Annotated in this window: 14 protein-coding genes; 8 read left to right on the top strand and 6 right to left on the bottom strand. The window is 67.4% G+C overall.

Annotated features, from left to right (window positions below; all coding sequences use genetic code 11):
* Nucleotide 1: 1 nt before the first annotated feature.
* Together AB0H00_RS24250 and AB0H00_RS24245 are read right to left on the bottom strand one after the other, a co-directional pair.
* Entirely contained in the window at nt 2–1,273 is a 1,272-nt protein-coding gene (locus AB0H00_RS24250; protein WP_357270197.1) for a metallophosphoesterase, read from the bottom strand.
* Between the two features lie 90 nt (nt 1,274–1,363).
* Nucleotides 1,364–1,873, bottom strand: coding sequence for a DUF664 domain-containing protein (locus AB0H00_RS24245; protein ID WP_357270194.1), 510 nt, complete (start codon nt 1,871–1,873; stop codon nt 1,364–1,366).
* Nucleotides 1,874–2,161: 288 nt separating this feature from the next.
* Here AB0H00_RS24245 and AB0H00_RS24240 point away from each other — a divergent pair, with 288 nt between their 5' ends.
* A complete protein-coding gene (locus AB0H00_RS24240) occupies nt 2,162–2,503 on the top strand; it encodes a hypothetical protein (protein WP_357270191.1) in 342 nt (113 codons plus the stop codon).
* A gap of 103 nt (nt 2,504–2,606) precedes the next feature.
* On the opposite strand, the gene AB0H00_RS24235 is transcribed toward AB0H00_RS24240, so the two are convergent.
* A complete protein-coding gene (locus tag AB0H00_RS24235) occupies nt 2,607–3,926 on the bottom strand; it encodes a glycosyltransferase 87 family protein (RefSeq protein WP_357270188.1) in 1,320 nt (439 codons plus the stop codon).
* A 1,507-nt stretch (nt 3,927–5,433) separates the two neighbouring features.
* Here AB0H00_RS24235 and AB0H00_RS24230 point away from each other — a divergent pair.
* The gene (locus tag AB0H00_RS24230; protein WP_357270185.1) at nt 5,434–5,868 is read left to right on the top strand and encodes a hypothetical protein; all 435 of its coding nucleotides are present in this window, start codon (nt 5,434–5,436) and stop codon (nt 5,866–5,868) included.
* Between the two features lie 99 nt (nt 5,869–5,967).
* On the opposite strand, the gene AB0H00_RS24225 is transcribed toward AB0H00_RS24230, so the two are convergent.
* A complete protein-coding gene (locus AB0H00_RS24225) occupies nt 5,968–7,083 on the bottom strand; it encodes a zinc-binding dehydrogenase (protein WP_357270182.1) in 1,116 nt (371 codons plus the stop codon).
* Entirely contained in the window at nt 7,080–7,976 is an 897-nt protein-coding gene (locus AB0H00_RS24220) for a fumarylacetoacetate hydrolase family protein (RefSeq protein ID WP_357270179.1), read from the bottom strand. The genes AB0H00_RS24225 and AB0H00_RS24220 overlap by 4 nt, the downstream gene beginning before the upstream one ends.
* Nucleotides 7,977–8,147: 171 nt before the next feature.
* On the opposite strand from AB0H00_RS24220, the gene AB0H00_RS24215 reads away from it, so the two are divergent.
* The 3 genes from AB0H00_RS24215 to AB0H00_RS24205 all read left to right on the top strand — a co-directional run bounded on the left by AB0H00_RS24215 (nt 8,148) and on the right by AB0H00_RS24205 (nt 10,542).
* On the top strand, nt 8,148–8,888 hold the full coding sequence (locus tag AB0H00_RS24215; RefSeq protein WP_357270176.1) for a GntR family transcriptional regulator: 741 nt from the start codon (nt 8,148–8,150) through the stop codon (nt 8,886–8,888).
* Between the two features lie 93 nt (nt 8,889–8,981).
* Nucleotides 8,982–9,896, top strand: coding sequence for a VOC family protein (locus AB0H00_RS24210; protein ID WP_357270172.1), 915 nt, complete (start codon nt 8,982–8,984; stop codon nt 9,894–9,896).
* A 292-nt stretch (nt 9,897–10,188) separates the two neighbouring features.
* Nucleotides 10,189–10,542 (top strand): DUF4345 family protein, encoded by a 354-nt coding sequence (locus AB0H00_RS24205; protein ID WP_357270340.1) that lies wholly within the window; start codon nt 10,189–10,191, stop codon nt 10,540–10,542.
* Nucleotides 10,543–10,704: 162 nt separating this feature from the next.
* Here AB0H00_RS24205 and AB0H00_RS24200 read toward each other — a convergent pair whose 3' ends face one another.
* Nucleotides 10,705–12,138: an amino acid permease gene (locus AB0H00_RS24200; protein ID WP_357270169.1), complete on the bottom strand. Its 1,434-nt coding sequence runs from the start codon at nt 12,136–12,138 to the stop codon at nt 10,705–10,707.
* Between the two features lie 284 nt (nt 12,139–12,422).
* Here AB0H00_RS24200 and AB0H00_RS24195 point away from each other — a divergent pair, with 284 nt between their 5' ends.
* From AB0H00_RS24195 to AB0H00_RS24185, 3 genes are all read left to right on the top strand, one after another.
* Nucleotides 12,423–13,610, top strand: coding sequence for a serine hydrolase (locus AB0H00_RS24195; RefSeq protein ID WP_357270165.1), 1,188 nt, complete (start codon nt 12,423–12,425; stop codon nt 13,608–13,610).
* A 67-nt stretch (nt 13,611–13,677) separates the two neighbouring features.
* Nucleotides 13,678–14,670, top strand: coding sequence for an LLM class flavin-dependent oxidoreductase (locus AB0H00_RS24190; protein WP_357270162.1), 993 nt, complete (start codon nt 13,678–13,680; stop codon nt 14,668–14,670).
* A gap of 253 nt (nt 14,671–14,923) precedes the next feature.
* Nucleotides 14,924–15,694, top strand: a complete 771-nt coding sequence (locus tag AB0H00_RS24185; protein WP_357270159.1) for a siderophore-interacting protein — start codon at nt 14,924–14,926, stop codon at nt 15,692–15,694.
* Nucleotides 15,695–15,697 lie beyond the last annotated feature (3 nt).

Below are 15,697 nucleotides of genomic sequence, written 5' to 3'. Positions count from 1 at the left end.
GTCACGCCTGCGGTGACACGAGTTCCACGACGGTGATGTCCGACGGTGCGCCTATACGCACCGGCGGACCCCACGCCCCAGCTCCCCGGGTGACGTACAACTGGGTATCGCCGTACCGCTCCAGACCGGCGACCGTGGGATTCACAAGCCCTGCAAGGTAATTGCCCGGCCAGATCTGACCCCCGTGAGTATGGCCGGACAGCTGCAGATCGACACCGTGCGCTACCGCGTCATCGATGAGCACGGGCTGGTGTGCCAGCAAGACGGCGGTCCGCGAGCGGTCCCGGTCGCCGAGTGCCTTGCCGAAGTCGGGGCCATGCCCGGTACGTTCGCCTTGCAGGTCGTTCACGCCCGCCAGATCGAATCCGGGCAACTCCGTGCGGGCGTTCGCAAGCAGGTGCATCCCGAGCTCCTGAACGTGGTCGATCCACTGTTCGGCACCGGAGAAGTACTCATGGTTGCCGGTGACGAAGAACGTACCGTGGCGCGCGTGCAAGTCGGCCAGCGGCTCGACGGCGGACCGCAGGTGCTCGACACTGCCGTCCACCAGATCACCGACGACGGCGATGAGGTCCGGCTGAGTGTCGTTGACGGTGTGGACCACCCGCTCGGCGAAGCCGCGGCCAAGGATCGGGCCGAGATGGAGATCGCTGACCACCGCGATGCGGAACCCGTCCGCTCGGCGCGGCAGTTTCGCCAGAGGCACGGCCACGTGCTTGACGCTCGGTCCGTTGAGAACGCTGTAGGTCCCTGAGCCGACTGTCGTCGCCGCGACGGCCACGGCCGCCCCGCCCACGACGCGAGAGACGAAGACCCGGCGCGGCACCCGATCGACCGGGGCCTCAGGTTGCGACTGAACAGCATTGTCGGTCAACGCATGCGGCTCGGATGTGGAGTCCGCGAACACGACGGCGGCGACCGGTTCGGGCACCGATTTCTCGCCGAACCGCCGCAGTACGAGCCGCACCAGCTCGCCGACGAACAGCGCGAACAGTAGGTAGACGAACAGCGCGCCCCACAGGTAACCGGGCCAGGCGATGATGCGAACGAACGGCAATGGCGCCGAGACCAATTCGGCCACCACCGTGCCGACCAGCAGCAGCGGGCACGCCACCACGACGGCGGTGCCGACGCGCCGCGCGCGGGATCCGGCGGTGGTCGTATCCCGCACGAGACGCCGCCACACATACCAGTGCAGCACGCCGAACAACGCCAGGACGACGAGGCACAACGCCAGGACGACGATCCCGACCAGAACGATCACAACGACCACGGCTGCACTCTCTGTCAAACAATCCGGTTCCGCGGCACCAACTTACGTCACCGCATCGACAGTGCGTGCCGCGTCCGGTTCACTCCCGGCTCATGTCGTCCGCTCGATGACGCCACGCACGAAGGCGGCCTGACCCGCGTGCTGCAGATCGTCGGAGATCACACTGACCAGCCGTACGCCGAGCGTCACCGGCGGATCCCATCGGATGTCCACGATCCGTTCGAGGTCACTGTCGCCCAACTTCCGGACGAAGCGCAGCGTCTGCTCGTGCACCGCGTCGTAGTAGCCGACGAGCAGCTCGGCCGGGGCGCGAATGACAGCGACGTCGGCGGAACGGTCACCGTATCCGGTCGCCCTCGCATCGATAGACAGAGCGAACCGGTCGTACCAGCGCCGCGCCGTCCACACCTGCTCGACGTCGGCGACTTCGGAGATGTGGTCGTCTTGCACCCGGGTCAGATGCCAGATGAGCCACGCGATCGAGTTGGCGCCCTTGTCGATCCGGTGCGCCAGCTCGTCTTCGCCGAGCCCGTCCACCGCTTCGTGCACCACCTCCCGAATCCGTTCGAAAGCATCGGTCAGCACATCGGCACTCGTCATCGTTGTCGGCTCCTACATCGATGTCTGGTGCCGTCGACCGTACCCACCCACACGCCGACGCGCCGGAACATTCAGCCAACGCGGGACTCGATTCCCTTCGGCGCGATTCGAATCGACGGTCCGAGCATCGAATTCCCGTACGATTGCGCCATATTGAACGAGCCGTTATTTAACGGTACGATATAAACTGGCGAGGTTGGTTCTCTTGCCTCCTGAGGGAATTGATGTCGACCAGACCAGCCAGTTGGTCACCGACTGGACAGTACGTACCGAAGTGAGGAAGTACCGATGATCCAAGACGTCGACGCCGGACGTGCCCGGCGAGTGATCGCCCGAGTGGCGCTGGCTTCCGCGATCGCGCTGACGCCCGTCGCGGTCACGGCGGCACCCGCGCTGGCGCAGGGGCCCACGGTCGCGGTCGAGCAGACGAACCAGGGTGAGGAGATCCACGGCGGCTGGGGCCACGGCGGGCGGCACCGCCACGGCGGCTGGGATCGCGGGGGCTGGGGCGGCTACGGGGGCTGGGGCGGTTACGGCGCCTGGGGCAACCCCTTCGGCTACTGGGGCAGCCCGTTCGGCATCTGGCCGGGCCTCGGGTTCTTCCTGCCCGGCACCGGAAGCGCGTTCTGACCACGACGACGCACAGCTCAGGCGACAGGTGATTTCCGGCTCCGCGCACGCCGGTCCAGACAACCAGCACAGCGGAGCCGGAAATCCCTGGCGCCCAAGGAAATCAGTTTTCGGCAACGCCGACAGGCTCGCGCGCGGGCCGCATCGGTGAATCCGGCCGCGGGACCGGTCGCGACACTCCGCGCGTGCCGCGCAGGACAACCCTGATCGCATGTATTCCCGGCCCAGAACGATCCTCGTCGGGATCCAGCTCCCTCCGCCGACCGACGAGCACCACTCCCGCCCCTACCAGCACCGCCGCATAGGCGACGACGTAACCGTTCATCAGGATCGGCGCGATCGGCCACCACGGCGGATACAAGAACAGCCCGACACTCACGTAGGTCTCGCTCCACTGATAGGTCCACGCACCGATCGAGACGTACAGGGTGGCCGCACCGATCCACCACCCAGGACGGGTCAGCGCCTTATGTACGAGGTGGACCAGCAAGGGCACGAACCACACCCAGTGATGCCCCCAGGAGAACGGCGAGATCGCGCAGGCGGTGAGGCCGGCGAGCACGATCGCGAGCAGCCGTTCCCCGCGTGCGTGCAGCCGCGCCGCCACCACCAGGCTGGTTGCGGCCACAGCGCCCGCCACCGGCAGCCACAGCCACATCGGCGCGGGATGACCGGTCAGATGCGCGATGGCGCCGCGGAGGGATTGATTGGCGGGGTGGGTGTCCAGCGCGATGCGATCGGACTGGAGGAACGTCGAACTCCAGTATTGCCATGAGTCGGCGGGCAGGATGGCCCACGCGAGGCCTACCGACGCCACGAAGGTCGCCGACGCCGTCAGCGCCGCGCGCCACTGCCGCAACGCGATGAAATGCGCGACGAAATACAGCGGAACGAGCTTGATACCCGCGGCCACGCCGACACCGAGCCCGCGCAGCCCGCCGCGATCGCCGCGCGCGCAGTCCCACAGCACCAGCAGCATGAGGACCAAGTTGATCTGCCCGTAGTACAGCGTGGTGCGGACCGGCTCGATGAACGCACAGGTGATCGCCAGCAACGCGCAGGCGAAGGTCGACCGCACATCGAGCCGATACCCGAGGATGCGCCAGCTCAGCCGGATACAGCCGAACAAGACGACCAGATTTACCGCCAGCCACGTGTTGGTGACCCACCCCCACGGCAGCAGATCTATGGGGATGAAGACGAGGGTGGAGAACGGCGTGTAGGTGTAGAGCAACCCGAACACGCTGGGTTCGGTGTAGAGCGGATACCCGTGTAGGACGCGCCATGCGCCGTCGCGGTAGACGTGTGCGTCGAGACCGCCGACCAGAATGCCCGCCTTGTCGAGCCACGGATCGACCGTGGTGAAGACCAGCATCAGCGCGACAAGGGCGCTCCCCACCAAGACGTAAAGCGCTGGGCCCATCCGCGGAACCTCCAGCGACCGCGAATTGCGCACCCAAGCCTCATCGTTGATCGAGCTGTGTATTCGATATCACATCTGTTGCCGTGCAGCGGTTTTGCCGACGCTCAACCTACCCAACCACGTCACGGCGAGCATGCCCCGAAGATTTGGGTCGTTTCGTCGGGTTTCACCCGCTTCTCCCATGGTTATGCCCGGTCGCACAGATATCGAAACCTGCGCGCTCACGAGGAATCCGGTGGAGACCCCGACCCTGGGCACATGTCCCGGTACAGCACCTGCCACGCCCGCATCGTGGCCTGAACGCCGATGGCCTGCCTTCACGGACGGGGGCGAGCGTCGGCCGGGAATCCGCACCACGCCGGCAGCCTCGAATTGTGATGTGCACAAGGAGCACACGAGGAAATCGATCGCCGTGGCGCCAAGGCCTCAGTGCGGCGCACCGCGATACAGACTTCCAGCTTCGACACAGCACATGTCGTCGAACACTACCTCGCGGAATACCTTCCAGTAGTTTTCATTGAGGTACGCATCGAATAGGCTGACATGCCGGATAAACAGCACACCATCCGCTATTCGATTAACTCATTGGATGAGTCCGTCGAAGTGCAGACGGAATTCGCACGCGACATCACTGGCGACGCACCAACGTTTTCCGTCGAATTCGCAGAACGATTGCTTCGGGAAAGGCTGGTTCTGTGGCCGATCCGCGCTGATTCGCTATCAGGATGACGAACGTCGTGAGTCGCGGTCGCGAGGCTGCCGGTAGAGCAGAGCGAGTGCGTCGAACCGGGTTGGCGGCAGATCGGCGAGTATCGCGCGTGCGCGGCCGGTGCTGCATGTCAATGACGATGTGACGCGGAAGCATTGTGGTCGTCGCGACCCGGTGGCGTGGACGGTGCTCGATGCGCGGATGTCCGAGTCTGGATAAGGCAGCCGATCAGCGTCGTGCGCCGCCCCAGCGTGTCAGTCACGTGCCGACAGCCGTCGCCCTGTGAGCTTCCCCGCCAGAGCCACCGAACCGATCCGGCGGGGCCAGGAGGCCGGGGACGCGGCCCACCGCACTATGTGTATTCACTTATCGTGTTCGATGAGTTTGTGGCGCGCTAGGGCTGGCCAAGGTGTTCTGTCCTGCAGTTAGGCAGTTCACTCTTCATCGACGTTGCCACGACCTCCCGGGAGCAGCTTCGCGAAACTTGTCGCCTTGCGAGGTATTGACGTCCCCTCCAGAATGTGTGCACACTATCGCCATCTCGGATCCTCTGGCGGAAGAACCCATCCCGGGCCGCCAGAGAGGTCCGTGAAGCTGCCCCCGAACTCCCCTGACGCTGAATGTCGCCCCATTGCCCTGGCTCGCCGGGCGTCGCACAGCCCCCACCGCACCGCCCCACCGGCCGTGCACCCTTCCGTGTCCGCTCGGCGCCTCCACAGCGCCTCGTCGCAGCCGCCCGGCGCTTCGTCCCGCGCAATCGGAACAGAGGTCACGCGGCCCGTATCCCCAGGAGTTCACATGTCACACATCCCCGCAAAACCTGATCAATCCAGCGGGCTGACCACGCTCCGCCCGTCCGACCAGCCCGGACAGCTGACTGTGGCCGTGTTCGCCGGGGCCGGCTCGGTGCACCTGTACCACGCCCTCGACTCCGGGTACTTCGACCAGGCGGGCCTGGAGGTGAAGCTGATCGAGGTCTGCCGCCTCAGCACCTCGGAACTCCTGGCCTCTGGCGCCCGGGGCATCGAAGCGGCCCTGGCCCGGCACGGTTGGCCCCCGGCCATCGCCAGGGCCGCCGTCCCCGGCCTCCTAGGGCCCGCCGGTCTGTCAACCTCACCCGAGGTGGCCCTGCCCGGCTTGGAGGTGGTGGCCGACCTGCGCCGACGATTCGATCCTGCCTGGCGGCCCTCCTGCTCGCTCGGATCCCTGATGGGACCGGGGCAGGGGTCCTGACGACGGTCCCCCAGCCATCACGGATGCAGCATTCGACGTGCGAACAGGCTATATCCGCACGGCCACCCGAAGTTCGGTCGAAAGACGCCCTTCGCGGCGTCAGGCGTCCCAGTCCTGCGGTCCCACAGTCAATGCCACGCGCCCCACGTTGTTGTCGTCCTCCATGTAGCGGTGGGCGTCGGCGGCACGGGCGACGGGAAACGTGCGGTCGACGACGGCACGGAACCCGTGCTCCACCTGGGTCCACAGGGTTGCGACCGAGGCCGGGTTCCCGGTGCGTACGCCGATGATGCGGTGGCAGCTCGAGTACAGGCGAAGCAGATCGACCTGGACCTTGCCTCCCAGGAATGCACCGGAGGTGACCACGGTGCCGCCGCGGGCGAGGGAGGTGAGGGTGGCGTCCCACACGGTGGGGTCGCCGAGGTTGTCGACGGCGATGTCGACGCCATGGCCGTCGGTGGCCTCGCGCACCCGCTCGACGAAGTCAGGGGCGGTGGTGTCGAGTACGACGTCGGCGCCCGCCACGGCCAGCGCCTTGCGCTTCTCCGGTGAGCGGGAGGTAGCGATGATCCTCGCACCGAGGTACTGGGCGAGCGCGGCCGTGGTGGAGCCGAGCGCGGAGGCCGCGCCTTGGACGAGCACCCAGTGCCCGCGGTGGAGCCCCGCCTGAGCCAGCTGGTTGGCGGCCACCGGTCCGACGAGGGCCAGGGAGGCCGCCATGGCGGGTGGAATGTCGCCGGGGATCCGATGGACGTTGCGGGCGGGCGCCGCGCAGAACTGCGCGTAGGCGCCGGGACGGTGCGTGCCTATCAGGGAGAGACCGGCGCAGGCTTCTTCGCGGCCCTCCGCGCAGTGGGCACAGCTGCCGCACGCGACCGCGGGATACACAGCCACTCGGTCTCCGACCCGGACGGACTCCACCCCGTCTCCCAAGGCGGCAACGACGCCGGAGTGGTCTGCGCCGAGGACATGAGGCAGCTGGAAGTGGGCGTAGGGGTGGTGGCCCGCACGCGCCGTGAGGTCCAGCAACCGACCGATGCCGACTGCCGCGATCTGCACCAGGACTTCGCCGTGGCCGGGGCGAGGAGTGTCGATCGTAGCCTCTTCCAGGACGTCGGGCGGTCCGAAGCGGCGGAACACCATGGCGCGCATGGAGGCCGGCACGGGCATCGGCTCGGGCCAGCTATTCGTCGAAGCGGGCGCAGTGCCGTTCATGACGCGACCACCTTGTTCTCCAGGCGGCCGATCCGCTCGATCTCGACGACGACCTCGTCCCCGGCGGCGAGGAACTCCCCCCGCGGCACACCGCAGCCGGCCGGTGTTCCGGTGAGGATGACATCCCCTGGTTCAAGCCGGGTGAGGCGGCTGGCCGCAGCGATCACTTCGGGTATCGGCACCATCATCTGTGCTGTCGAGGAGTCCTGTTTCAGCACGCCGTTGACGCTGAGTCGGATGCGCAGATTCTGCGGGTCGGGGATCTGCCAGGCCGGCACGAGTCCGGGGCCGAGCGGGCAGAAGCCGTCCTGTCCCTTGTGGCCGAGCCAATCGTAAGCGAACGGTTCTGCTACCGGCATCGCCGAGGTGAGGCGGTCGCGAGCGGAGATGTCGTTCGCCGCCAGGTAGCCGGCTACGTGGTCGAGTGCCTGCGCGGGTGCGATGTCGCGACCGGCACGGCCGATGACGACGGCGAGTTCGGCCTCCCAGTCGACACGGGCGCCTGCGTAGCGGGGCAGCGCTACCGGGTCTCCCGGTCCCGTCACGGTCGTCGTCGGCGGTTTGAGGAAGAAGAACGGCTCGCCCAGCGCGTCAGGGCGCTCGATGCCCATCTCGGCGATGTGGTCCCAGTAGTTGGCGCCCGCGCAGAGCACCTTGCCCGGATACGTGAGCGGGGGAGCGATCCGGGCACCGACGACGGCTTCCGACACTGCCGGGGTCCAGTCGCGCAGCAGTGGCGCGAGTGAGTCCCAGTGGCCCAGCGCGCCCATCAGCGTGAGATCGGCGGTCTCCAGCGGTCCTTGAAGCACGGTGCCGTTGACGCTTATGCCGACGGTGACCTTCTCCGAGTCGTCGACCCGGTACTGCACCAGCGACCATTCAGGCGATTTCATGGCTCCTCCAATGAGCGGCTCTCTGAGGCAGCTGAACCATAGTGCATACACTTTTCGGTGGCAAGGGTAGGCTGCGACGGGTGTATCGATCGACGACCGGAGGCGGAGACCAATGACTCGGACAGGACCGCAGGAGTGACGGGGCCTTCTGTGGACGACACGGTCGACGGCATGCCGCGACCCATCATCTCGAATCCCAGGCGCACGAGCGTCGAGATCCATGATCATCTGCGTCGGCTCATCCTGGAGGGTCTGCTGCCGCCGGGCACGGAGCTGAAACAGGCCGAACTGGCCCGCGCCTTCGACGTCAGCCGCACCCCACTGCGCGAGGCGTTCCGGATGCTCCAGGAAGAGGGGCTGATCGACGCCGACATCAATCACCGCGGCCGGGTGACCTCCCTGGATGCCGCCGACCTCGACTGTCTCTACGCCGCGCGGATCTGCCTGGAAGGGATGGGGGTGCGCGTGACTGCCGGGCGCCTGACCCGCCAGGAAGTGCAGGAGGCGTCCGCTCAGCTGCACGACATGGACCGCGCGGAGCGGGGCGCGGATCTCGCGGCCTGGCACGAGGCTCACCGCGCTTTCCACCTGCTCCTGGTCGCGCGGTGCACGCCCGCCGTCCTGCGCACCATCGCCTCCTACGCCGAGCGAAGTGAGCGCTATGTCCGGACGGCGCAGGAGCGGCACCAGGATGAATCCGCGCAGCGCCGCCAGGAGCACTACGACCTGTTCGCCGCCGTAGTGGCCGGCGAGCCGCACCGGGCCACCCGGCTCATCGCGCGGCACCTGGCCCGTACTGCGCACTCGGTGATCGAGGACATAGCCCCAGGGCAGGAAGCACGCGATGTCCAGGAGGCGATGGACATGATCTGCGGTCCCGAACCCGAAAAGGCCGGAAATGGCCCCCCCTGAAGGCTGGACGTCCAACCAGCAAAGGTGTACACACTTAGGAAGGCGGAGTCCGCTGTCTACGACGCGGAGCCCCCAGAACCATGAGGAGTGCACATGTTGCGTGTCAAAGGTCTTCTGCACTACGGACTCCAAGTGCCGTCGCTGGATGCGGGTGAGAGCTTCTACAGCGCGTTCGGGCTGGAGACGGCGGAGCGTGGTAGCGCGGTGGTGATCCGTTGCGACGGCCGGGAGCAGGACCAGACGGTTCTGATGGAGGGGCCGGTCAAGCGGCTGCACCACGTGGCCTTCGCCGTCGAGCCCGGCTCCCTGCCCGAGTGGCAGCGCCACCTGGAAAGCCTCGGCCTGAAGCTGCTCGACTCGCCCGCCGACATTCCCGGCGGGCTGTGGCTGCGCGATCACGAGGGCAACCTGCTCAACCTCCGTGACGAGGGGATCGCCCCTTGGCGGGACTTCGGCACCACGGACGCACAGGATGCCAACCTCGGCGACCGTATTCGCCGTGTCGACCAGGCGCGCTGGCGGAACGCGAACGAGATACCCCACCCCCAGCGCCTCGGCCACATGCTGATCTTCAGCACCGATCTGGACGCCTCCGAAGCCTTCTACGCCCGCACCCTCGGGCTACGCCTGTCCGACCGCATCCGCGGGATCGCGACCTTCATGAACTCCGGGCCTGGTGACCACCACGTCTTCGGCTTCGTCCCTGGAACGCACCCTGGCCTGCACCACTCCAGCTGGATGGTGGCCGATATCGACCAGATCGCCATAGGTGCGCGGAACATGGCCGCCGCGGGCTACTCCAAGGGCTGGGGCCTGGGCCGCCACACCCTCGGCTCGAACCTCTTCCACTACATCCAGGACCCCTGGGGCAGCTGGATCGAGTATTCCGGCGACATGGACCGCATCACAGAGAACTGGACGCCGAACGACTGGGACTGCCCGGCCGCCGTGTGGAGCCCCGACATGCCGGCCGACTTCATCACCAACCAGGAACAGAAACTCGCCTGACGTCGTCGGCCTGTTGGGAGACGAGGGCGAACCAGGCGACCAGCCCGGGCGAGTGTTCGTCCAGCCCGCTCGGTCGTTCAGGCTGGTGGCTTGGCAGATGTCCAGCGCCCGAATACGGCAGCGGCGGTGCATCGAAAAGGCTGCCCCCGAATGCCGCCGCGGTGAGCAGCACACTCTTCACCCCACGGCAGTGGCACAGATAGCTGGTTTTCGGAAGTGGCGACACCGGGATCCGGCGCATGCTGGGGCCTCCTGATCGAACCTGGACTTGGAGGAAACAGTGGCTCTCGGCATGTGCGCGATCATCGGGGCGTTCTTTCTGGCGATGGGCGCCTATGCGCTGATCGCGCCGACCGCGCTGATCCGGCCGTTCGGCATTCAGCTCACCGCACCGAGCGCACGCTATGAGGTGCGCGCCGTCTACGGCGGCTTCGGCCTCGCGATGGCGGCCGTGCTCGCCGTAGCGGCACTCGATGTGGGATCACTGCGCGCCGGGATCATGGTCGCCGTCGGCGCTGCGCTCGCGGGCATGGCGGTGGGGCGGCTGCTGTCCGCGGCACTCGACGAACAAACGGCCTTCTACCCCAATTGGTTCTATTGCGCGGTGGAGGCGATAGCGGCCACCGCGCTGTTCCTCACGGCGTAGCGGTGGAGGCGGCATGCCCGCTCGCGACGAGAAGGCCGTCGGCCTCGTACCGTACCTGCCCCTTCCGTAGACCTAGCACTTGTAGCCGCACAACATCGAGATCACACGAGCCCAGCCAAGGCATGGTCCGATCACGCTCTCGGCGACCGGACCGCCCTCCGGCTAGTGGGACACGGAATCGGCTGCCGCGCTGAACTTTGCGAGCCTATTCAACGCAAGGTAGCCAGCCGACACCAGCACCGCCCACACCACGCCGACCACGATCGCCGTGCGCCCGCTCTCGGTGAAGAACAGCAGCACGACCACCAGACCGAGGAAGGCCAGCGCCAGCACGGTGGTGTAGGGCGCGGCGGGAAGTCGGTAGTCGCTCGCGGGGAGCTCACCGCGAGCGACCTTTGCGCGGTAGAGCAGGTGGCAAACCAGGATGATGCCCCAGACGAAGATGATGCCGATGGTCGACACCGAGGTGATGTAGGCGAACGCCTTGTCCGGGGAGATGATGTTGACGATCACGCCGATCACCATCGCAGCCGCCGACGCGGTGATCCCGGCGTAAGGCACCGCGTTCACGCTCAGCTTGTTCAGCCGGGCGGGCGCCTCGCCGTGCAGCGACAGAGTGCGCAGCATGCGGCCGGTCGAGTAGATCCCCGAGTTGCAGGACGACAGCGCCGCGGTGAGCAGGACGAAGTTGATGATGCCCGCCGCACCGGGAATGCCGATCTGCTCGAACACCTCCACGAACGGACTCTTGCCCGCGTGGAAGGTGCGCCAGCTGGACACCGACATGATCACCACGAGCGCACCGACGTAGAACAAGCCGATGCGCATCGGCAGCGTGTTGATCGCCTTGCGCAAGGTCTTGCGCGGTTCCCGGGCCTCCCCCGCCGTCACGCCGACCAACTCGACACCGACATAGGCGAACAGCACGATCTGCAGCACCAGCAGCGACTGTCCGATGCCGTTGGGGAACACGCCGCCCTCGGCCCACAGATTGGTGACGGTCGGGTCGGCGGCATGGCCGAAACCGAACAGCAGCACGCCGATGCCGAGCAAGATCATGCCGACGATCGCGGTGACCTTGATGGTGGAAAACCAGAATTCGCCCTCACCGAACAGCCGCACCGAGATCAGGTTCGCGCCGAACATCACCGCGAGCACGACCAGCGCGGTGATCCACGGTTCGATATCGAACCAATACTGCACATACTTGCCCGCGACGGTGATCTCGGCCATGCAGGTGGCGACCCACACGGCCCAATACGACCAGCCGGTCACGAATCCGGCGAAGCGGCCGAGGAATTCGTGCGCGTACTCGGCGAAGCTGCCCGAGACGGGGCGATAGGTCAGCAGCTCTCCGAGCGCCCGCATGATCACGAAGATGGCGACGCCCGCGGCCAGATAGGCCAAGATCAGGCCGGGTCCGGCCTGCTCGATCGCGCCTCCCGCACCGTAGAACAGGCCGGTGCCGATCGCGCCACCGATGGCGATCATCTGGATGGTGCGCGGGCTCAGCCCGCGGGCGTAGCCTTCCGAGTCGCCGGTGTCCGCCGGGCTCAGCGGCCCCGCCTCCTGGGCCTGACGGTCGGAGGCTGTCATAGTGCGGTCCTTCCCCTCTAGTCACAGCGGCACCGGGATCGTCGCTCGCTGCGCCGACCGCATAGCGTCGGATCATCGCCTGTTCGGCATCGATCAGCTCGTCACGCTACCGGCCCGCGGCGCCTCGCGCCCGCCGCTCCGGACCGACCGCTCGCCCCTTCGAAGCCTTTCCGCCCAACCGCCCGACATGCCATCATCGGTGTCAGCACTGATGATGGCGGCGAGGACGGGCTACAGCGAATGACCGGCACACTGGCGTGAACCATGCGACTCGAGCGCCGTCGATGACCGAACAGCCCACCAGGTGGCCGCGACTACGCCGCTACGCCCTCCGTACGGCTGTCACGTTCGTCGCGGTAGTCGCCGTCCTGATCGGCGCGGCGTTCGCGGCGACGACGGTGCTGCACATCCCCTCGCCACCGACACTGCTGCGGCTGATGACGACGCCACCTTCGAGCCAGGGCGAACTGTTCCCGAGCCGGACCGTGGCCGCCTCCCCCACCCCGCGCCCCCTGCCCGTCGCGACCGCGCCGCTGCCGGCCACGGTTCCGTGGCGCGGATCGCGAATTTCGGTCGCACAATTCCTCGACACCACGCACACCAACTCGTTCCTGGTTCTGCGCGGCGGTGCGCTGACCCACGAGTGGTACCGCGACGGCATCGAGGCGACTACACGCCATTCCTCATGGTCGGTGGCGAAGTCGGTCGTGTCACTGCTGACCGGCCGGGCCATCGACGCGGGGAAACTGCGCGAGGACGACCGGCTGGTGGACATCCTGCCCGAGCTGGCTACCGGCGGCGAATACGACACCGTCACCATCCGAGACCTGTTGGACATGACTTCCGGCGTCGACGTCGCGGAGAACTACAACAAGTACATGCCACTGACCGGGACCGCCCGGATGTATCTCACCGAAGATCTGGCCGGCTTCGTCCACTCACACCGCGGCCTCCGGTTCATCCCGGGGAGCGCGGGCGAGTATCGCAGTGTGGACACCCAACTGCTGGGCATGGCGCTGGCCAAGGTCGAGAGGCTACCGCTGGGCGAATTGTTGCAGCGCGACATCTGGGGTCCGATCGGCGCGCAGGACGACGCGCTGTGGAACCTCGACCACGCCGGCGGACAGGAGAAGGCGTTCTGCTGCCTCAACGCCACCGCCCGCGATTTCGCCAAGATCGGCAGGTTGGTGCTGGACGGGGGGCGGGCCGGCGACGCGCAGATCGTGCCGCCCGCATGGCTCGACCGCATCCGCATTCCGGCGCCGCACCAGGTCGGCGACTGGCGCTACGGGGCGCAGTGGTGGCACCCCACAGGCGGAAACGACCAGGAAATCTCAGCAGTCGGGGTGTATGGGCAGTACATCTACATAGACCCGCCGAGCGGCACGGTCATCGTGAAACTCAGTGATCACGGGACCACCCAGGACGAGCAGGAGACTGTCGACGTGTTCCGTGCGATCGCACGGCGCTGAGGCGGCACCCGAAATACGCCGGGCTCGGCGAGCGTTGGGACTGGCGATCGCACCTTGGAGGAGACCCATGATCGACGTCCCGCTGTCCGTACTGGATCTCGCGCCGGTGCAATCCGGCCGCACCGTCGGCGAGGGACTCGATGCGACCACCGAATTGGCGCGCCGCACCGAGGGGTTGGGCTATCACCGCTTCTGGGTCGCCGAACACCACAACATGCCGGGCATCGCCAGCTCGGCGCCGAGCGTACTGCTCGCCCACCTGGCGGCCGCCACCTCGACCATCCGGATGGGTTCCGGCGGGGTGATGCTGCCCAACCACGCGCCGCTGGTGGTCGCCGAACAGTTCGGCACCCTACACGCGCTGCATCCCGGACGGGTCGACCTGGGCATCGGGCGGGCGCCGGGCACCGACCAGGCGACCGCCCGTGCGCTGCGCCGGACCGAGGACGGATTGTCGGTGGAGTCGTTCCCCCAGGAACTGGCGGCGTTACTCGGCTACTTCCGCGGCTCCGATCCCGGTGGCATCGCCGCGACGCCGGGCCGTGGCGAGGAGCCGGAGGTCTGGCTGCTCGGCTCCAGCGGCTACAGCGCCCAGGTCGCCGCGGTGCTCGGCCTGCCGTTCGCCTTCGCCCACCACATCAGCCCGGCCAACACCGAGTCCGCGCTGGCGCTCTACCGCGAGTACTTCCGGCCGTCGGCACACCTGGAACGCCCGTACGCGATGGTCGCGGTGGCCGCGATCTGCGCCGACACCGACGAGCGCGCCGAAACCCTCGCCGTGCCCCGCGACCTCGCCTTCCTGAACCTGGTGAGCGGCAGGCCGCAGGCGCTGGCGAACCCGGAGCAGGCGGCCGCGTTCCGGCCTTCCGAGCGCGAGCGCGCATTCATCGAGCAGCGCAGGGCCGGACAATTGCTCGGATCGCCGGAGACCGTGCGCGCTCAGCTGGAAGACCTGCTGCGGCGCACCGAGGCAGACGAGTTGATGATCAACACGCTGGTCTACGACATCGACGACCGCGTCCGCTCTTTCGAATTGATCAAGGAGAAGGTCGCGGCCTGACCACCTCACCTCAGTCGGATAGCGGCGCACCGAGCGAGGCTCGTGCAGCACCCGCAAGGCCGGGTTCCCTTGGGCGGGTTCGACCAGTTCTGAGTCGCGGTAGCGCTGCTGCACGGCTCGCGTCGGGGTCAGCGCGGTCTGCGTCGTAGTCGTCATCCTCCCGCGGCGCTCGGCTCGCCGTCCGCAGCCTGAGCCGAAACGCAGGTAGCCTGAGTAAGGTAATCCTAATAACGCCGACAATTGGAGGTTCCCTATGGCACGACCCCGCACCACCCTCACGGTGCAACGCACCGAATGGCTGACCCCGCACCTGATCCGCGTCCACCTCGGCGGGCCTGGTTTCGCCACGTTCCGGCCCAGCGAGTTCACCGACTCCTACGTGAAGTTCATCTTCCCGCGTGACGGGAGCGAGGTGGTGCGCACTTACACCGTCCGCTCAGTGGATCAGACCGCCGGGGAGATCGCCGCGGACTTCGTCTTCCACGGCGCGGAGGGAATCGCGGGACCGTGGGCGGCCTCGGTACAGCCGGGCGAGACCATCGACCTCTACGGCCCCGGCGGCGCCTACACCCCGCGCTCGGACGCCGACTGGCACCTGTTGGCCGGCGACGAGGCAGCGCTGCCCGCCATCGCGACCGCGCTGGAGGCGATGGACACCGACGCGACCGGGCTCGCGTTCGTCGAGGTCGCGGGCCCCGACGACGAGCTGCCGCTGAAGAAGCCGGACGGCGTCGAGCTCACCTGGCTGCACCGCGGCGTCCGCCCGCCGGGCGAACTGCTCGCACAGACCGTCCGCCAGGCGCCGTGGGCGCCGGGGCAGGTCCAGGTCTTCATCCACGGCGAGGCGCAGACCGTCATGCACGAGCTGCGCCGCTACGTGCGCCGAGAACGCGGCGTGCCCGCCGAATGGGCCGCGTCGATCTCCGGCTATTGGCGCCTCGGTCGCACCGAGGAGGGCTTCCGGCAGTGGAAGGCCGAACTCGACACGACAGAGGCCGCGGTGGCCGCCTCGGCCAACAGCTGAGCT

Origin of the sequence: Nocardia sp. NPDC023852 (assembly GCF_040639505.1) — a bacterium.
GTDB lineage: Bacteria > Actinomycetota > Actinomycetes > Mycobacteriales > Mycobacteriaceae > Nocardia.
This window is presented reverse-complemented; position numbering and strand designations above follow the sequence as displayed.

Excerpts from the sequence above, each read along its gene's own strand:
- AB0H00_RS24245 (WP_357270194.1), bottom strand. The coding sequence starts at position 1,873 with ATGACGAGTGCCGATGTGCTGACCGATGCTTTCGAACGGATTCGGGAG.
- AB0H00_RS24240 (WP_357270191.1), top strand. The coding sequence starts at position 2,162 with ATGATCCAAGACGTCGACGCCGGACGTGCCCGGCGAGTGATCGCCCGA.
- AB0H00_RS24235 (WP_357270188.1), bottom strand. The coding sequence starts at position 3,926 with ATGGGCCCAGCGCTTTACGTCTTGGTGGGGAGCGCCCTTGTCGCGCTG.
- AB0H00_RS24230 (WP_357270185.1), top strand. The coding sequence starts at position 5,434 with ATGTCACACATCCCCGCAAAACCTGATCAATCCAGCGGGCTGACCACG.
- AB0H00_RS24225 (WP_357270182.1), bottom strand. The coding sequence starts at position 7,083 with ATGAACGGCACTGCGCCCGCTTCGACGAATAGCTGGCCCGAGCCGATG.
- AB0H00_RS24220 (WP_357270179.1), bottom strand. The coding sequence starts at position 7,976 with ATGAAATCGCCTGAATGGTCGCTGGTGCAGTACCGGGTCGACGACTCG.
- AB0H00_RS24215 (WP_357270176.1), top strand. The coding sequence starts at position 8,148 with ATGCCGCGACCCATCATCTCGAATCCCAGGCGCACGAGCGTCGAGATC.
- AB0H00_RS24210 (WP_357270172.1), top strand. The coding sequence starts at position 8,982 with ATGTTGCGTGTCAAAGGTCTTCTGCACTACGGACTCCAAGTGCCGTCG.
- AB0H00_RS24205 (WP_357270340.1), top strand. The coding sequence starts at position 10,189 with ATGTGCGCGATCATCGGGGCGTTCTTTCTGGCGATGGGCGCCTATGCG.
- AB0H00_RS24200 (WP_357270169.1), bottom strand. The coding sequence starts at position 12,138 with ATGACAGCCTCCGACCGTCAGGCCCAGGAGGCGGGGCCGCTGAGCCCG.
- AB0H00_RS24195 (WP_357270165.1), top strand. The coding sequence starts at position 12,423 with ATGACCGAACAGCCCACCAGGTGGCCGCGACTACGCCGCTACGCCCTC.
- AB0H00_RS24190 (WP_357270162.1), top strand. The coding sequence starts at position 13,678 with ATGATCGACGTCCCGCTGTCCGTACTGGATCTCGCGCCGGTGCAATCC.
- AB0H00_RS24185 (WP_357270159.1), top strand. The coding sequence starts at position 14,924 with ATGGCACGACCCCGCACCACCCTCACGGTGCAACGCACCGAATGGCTG.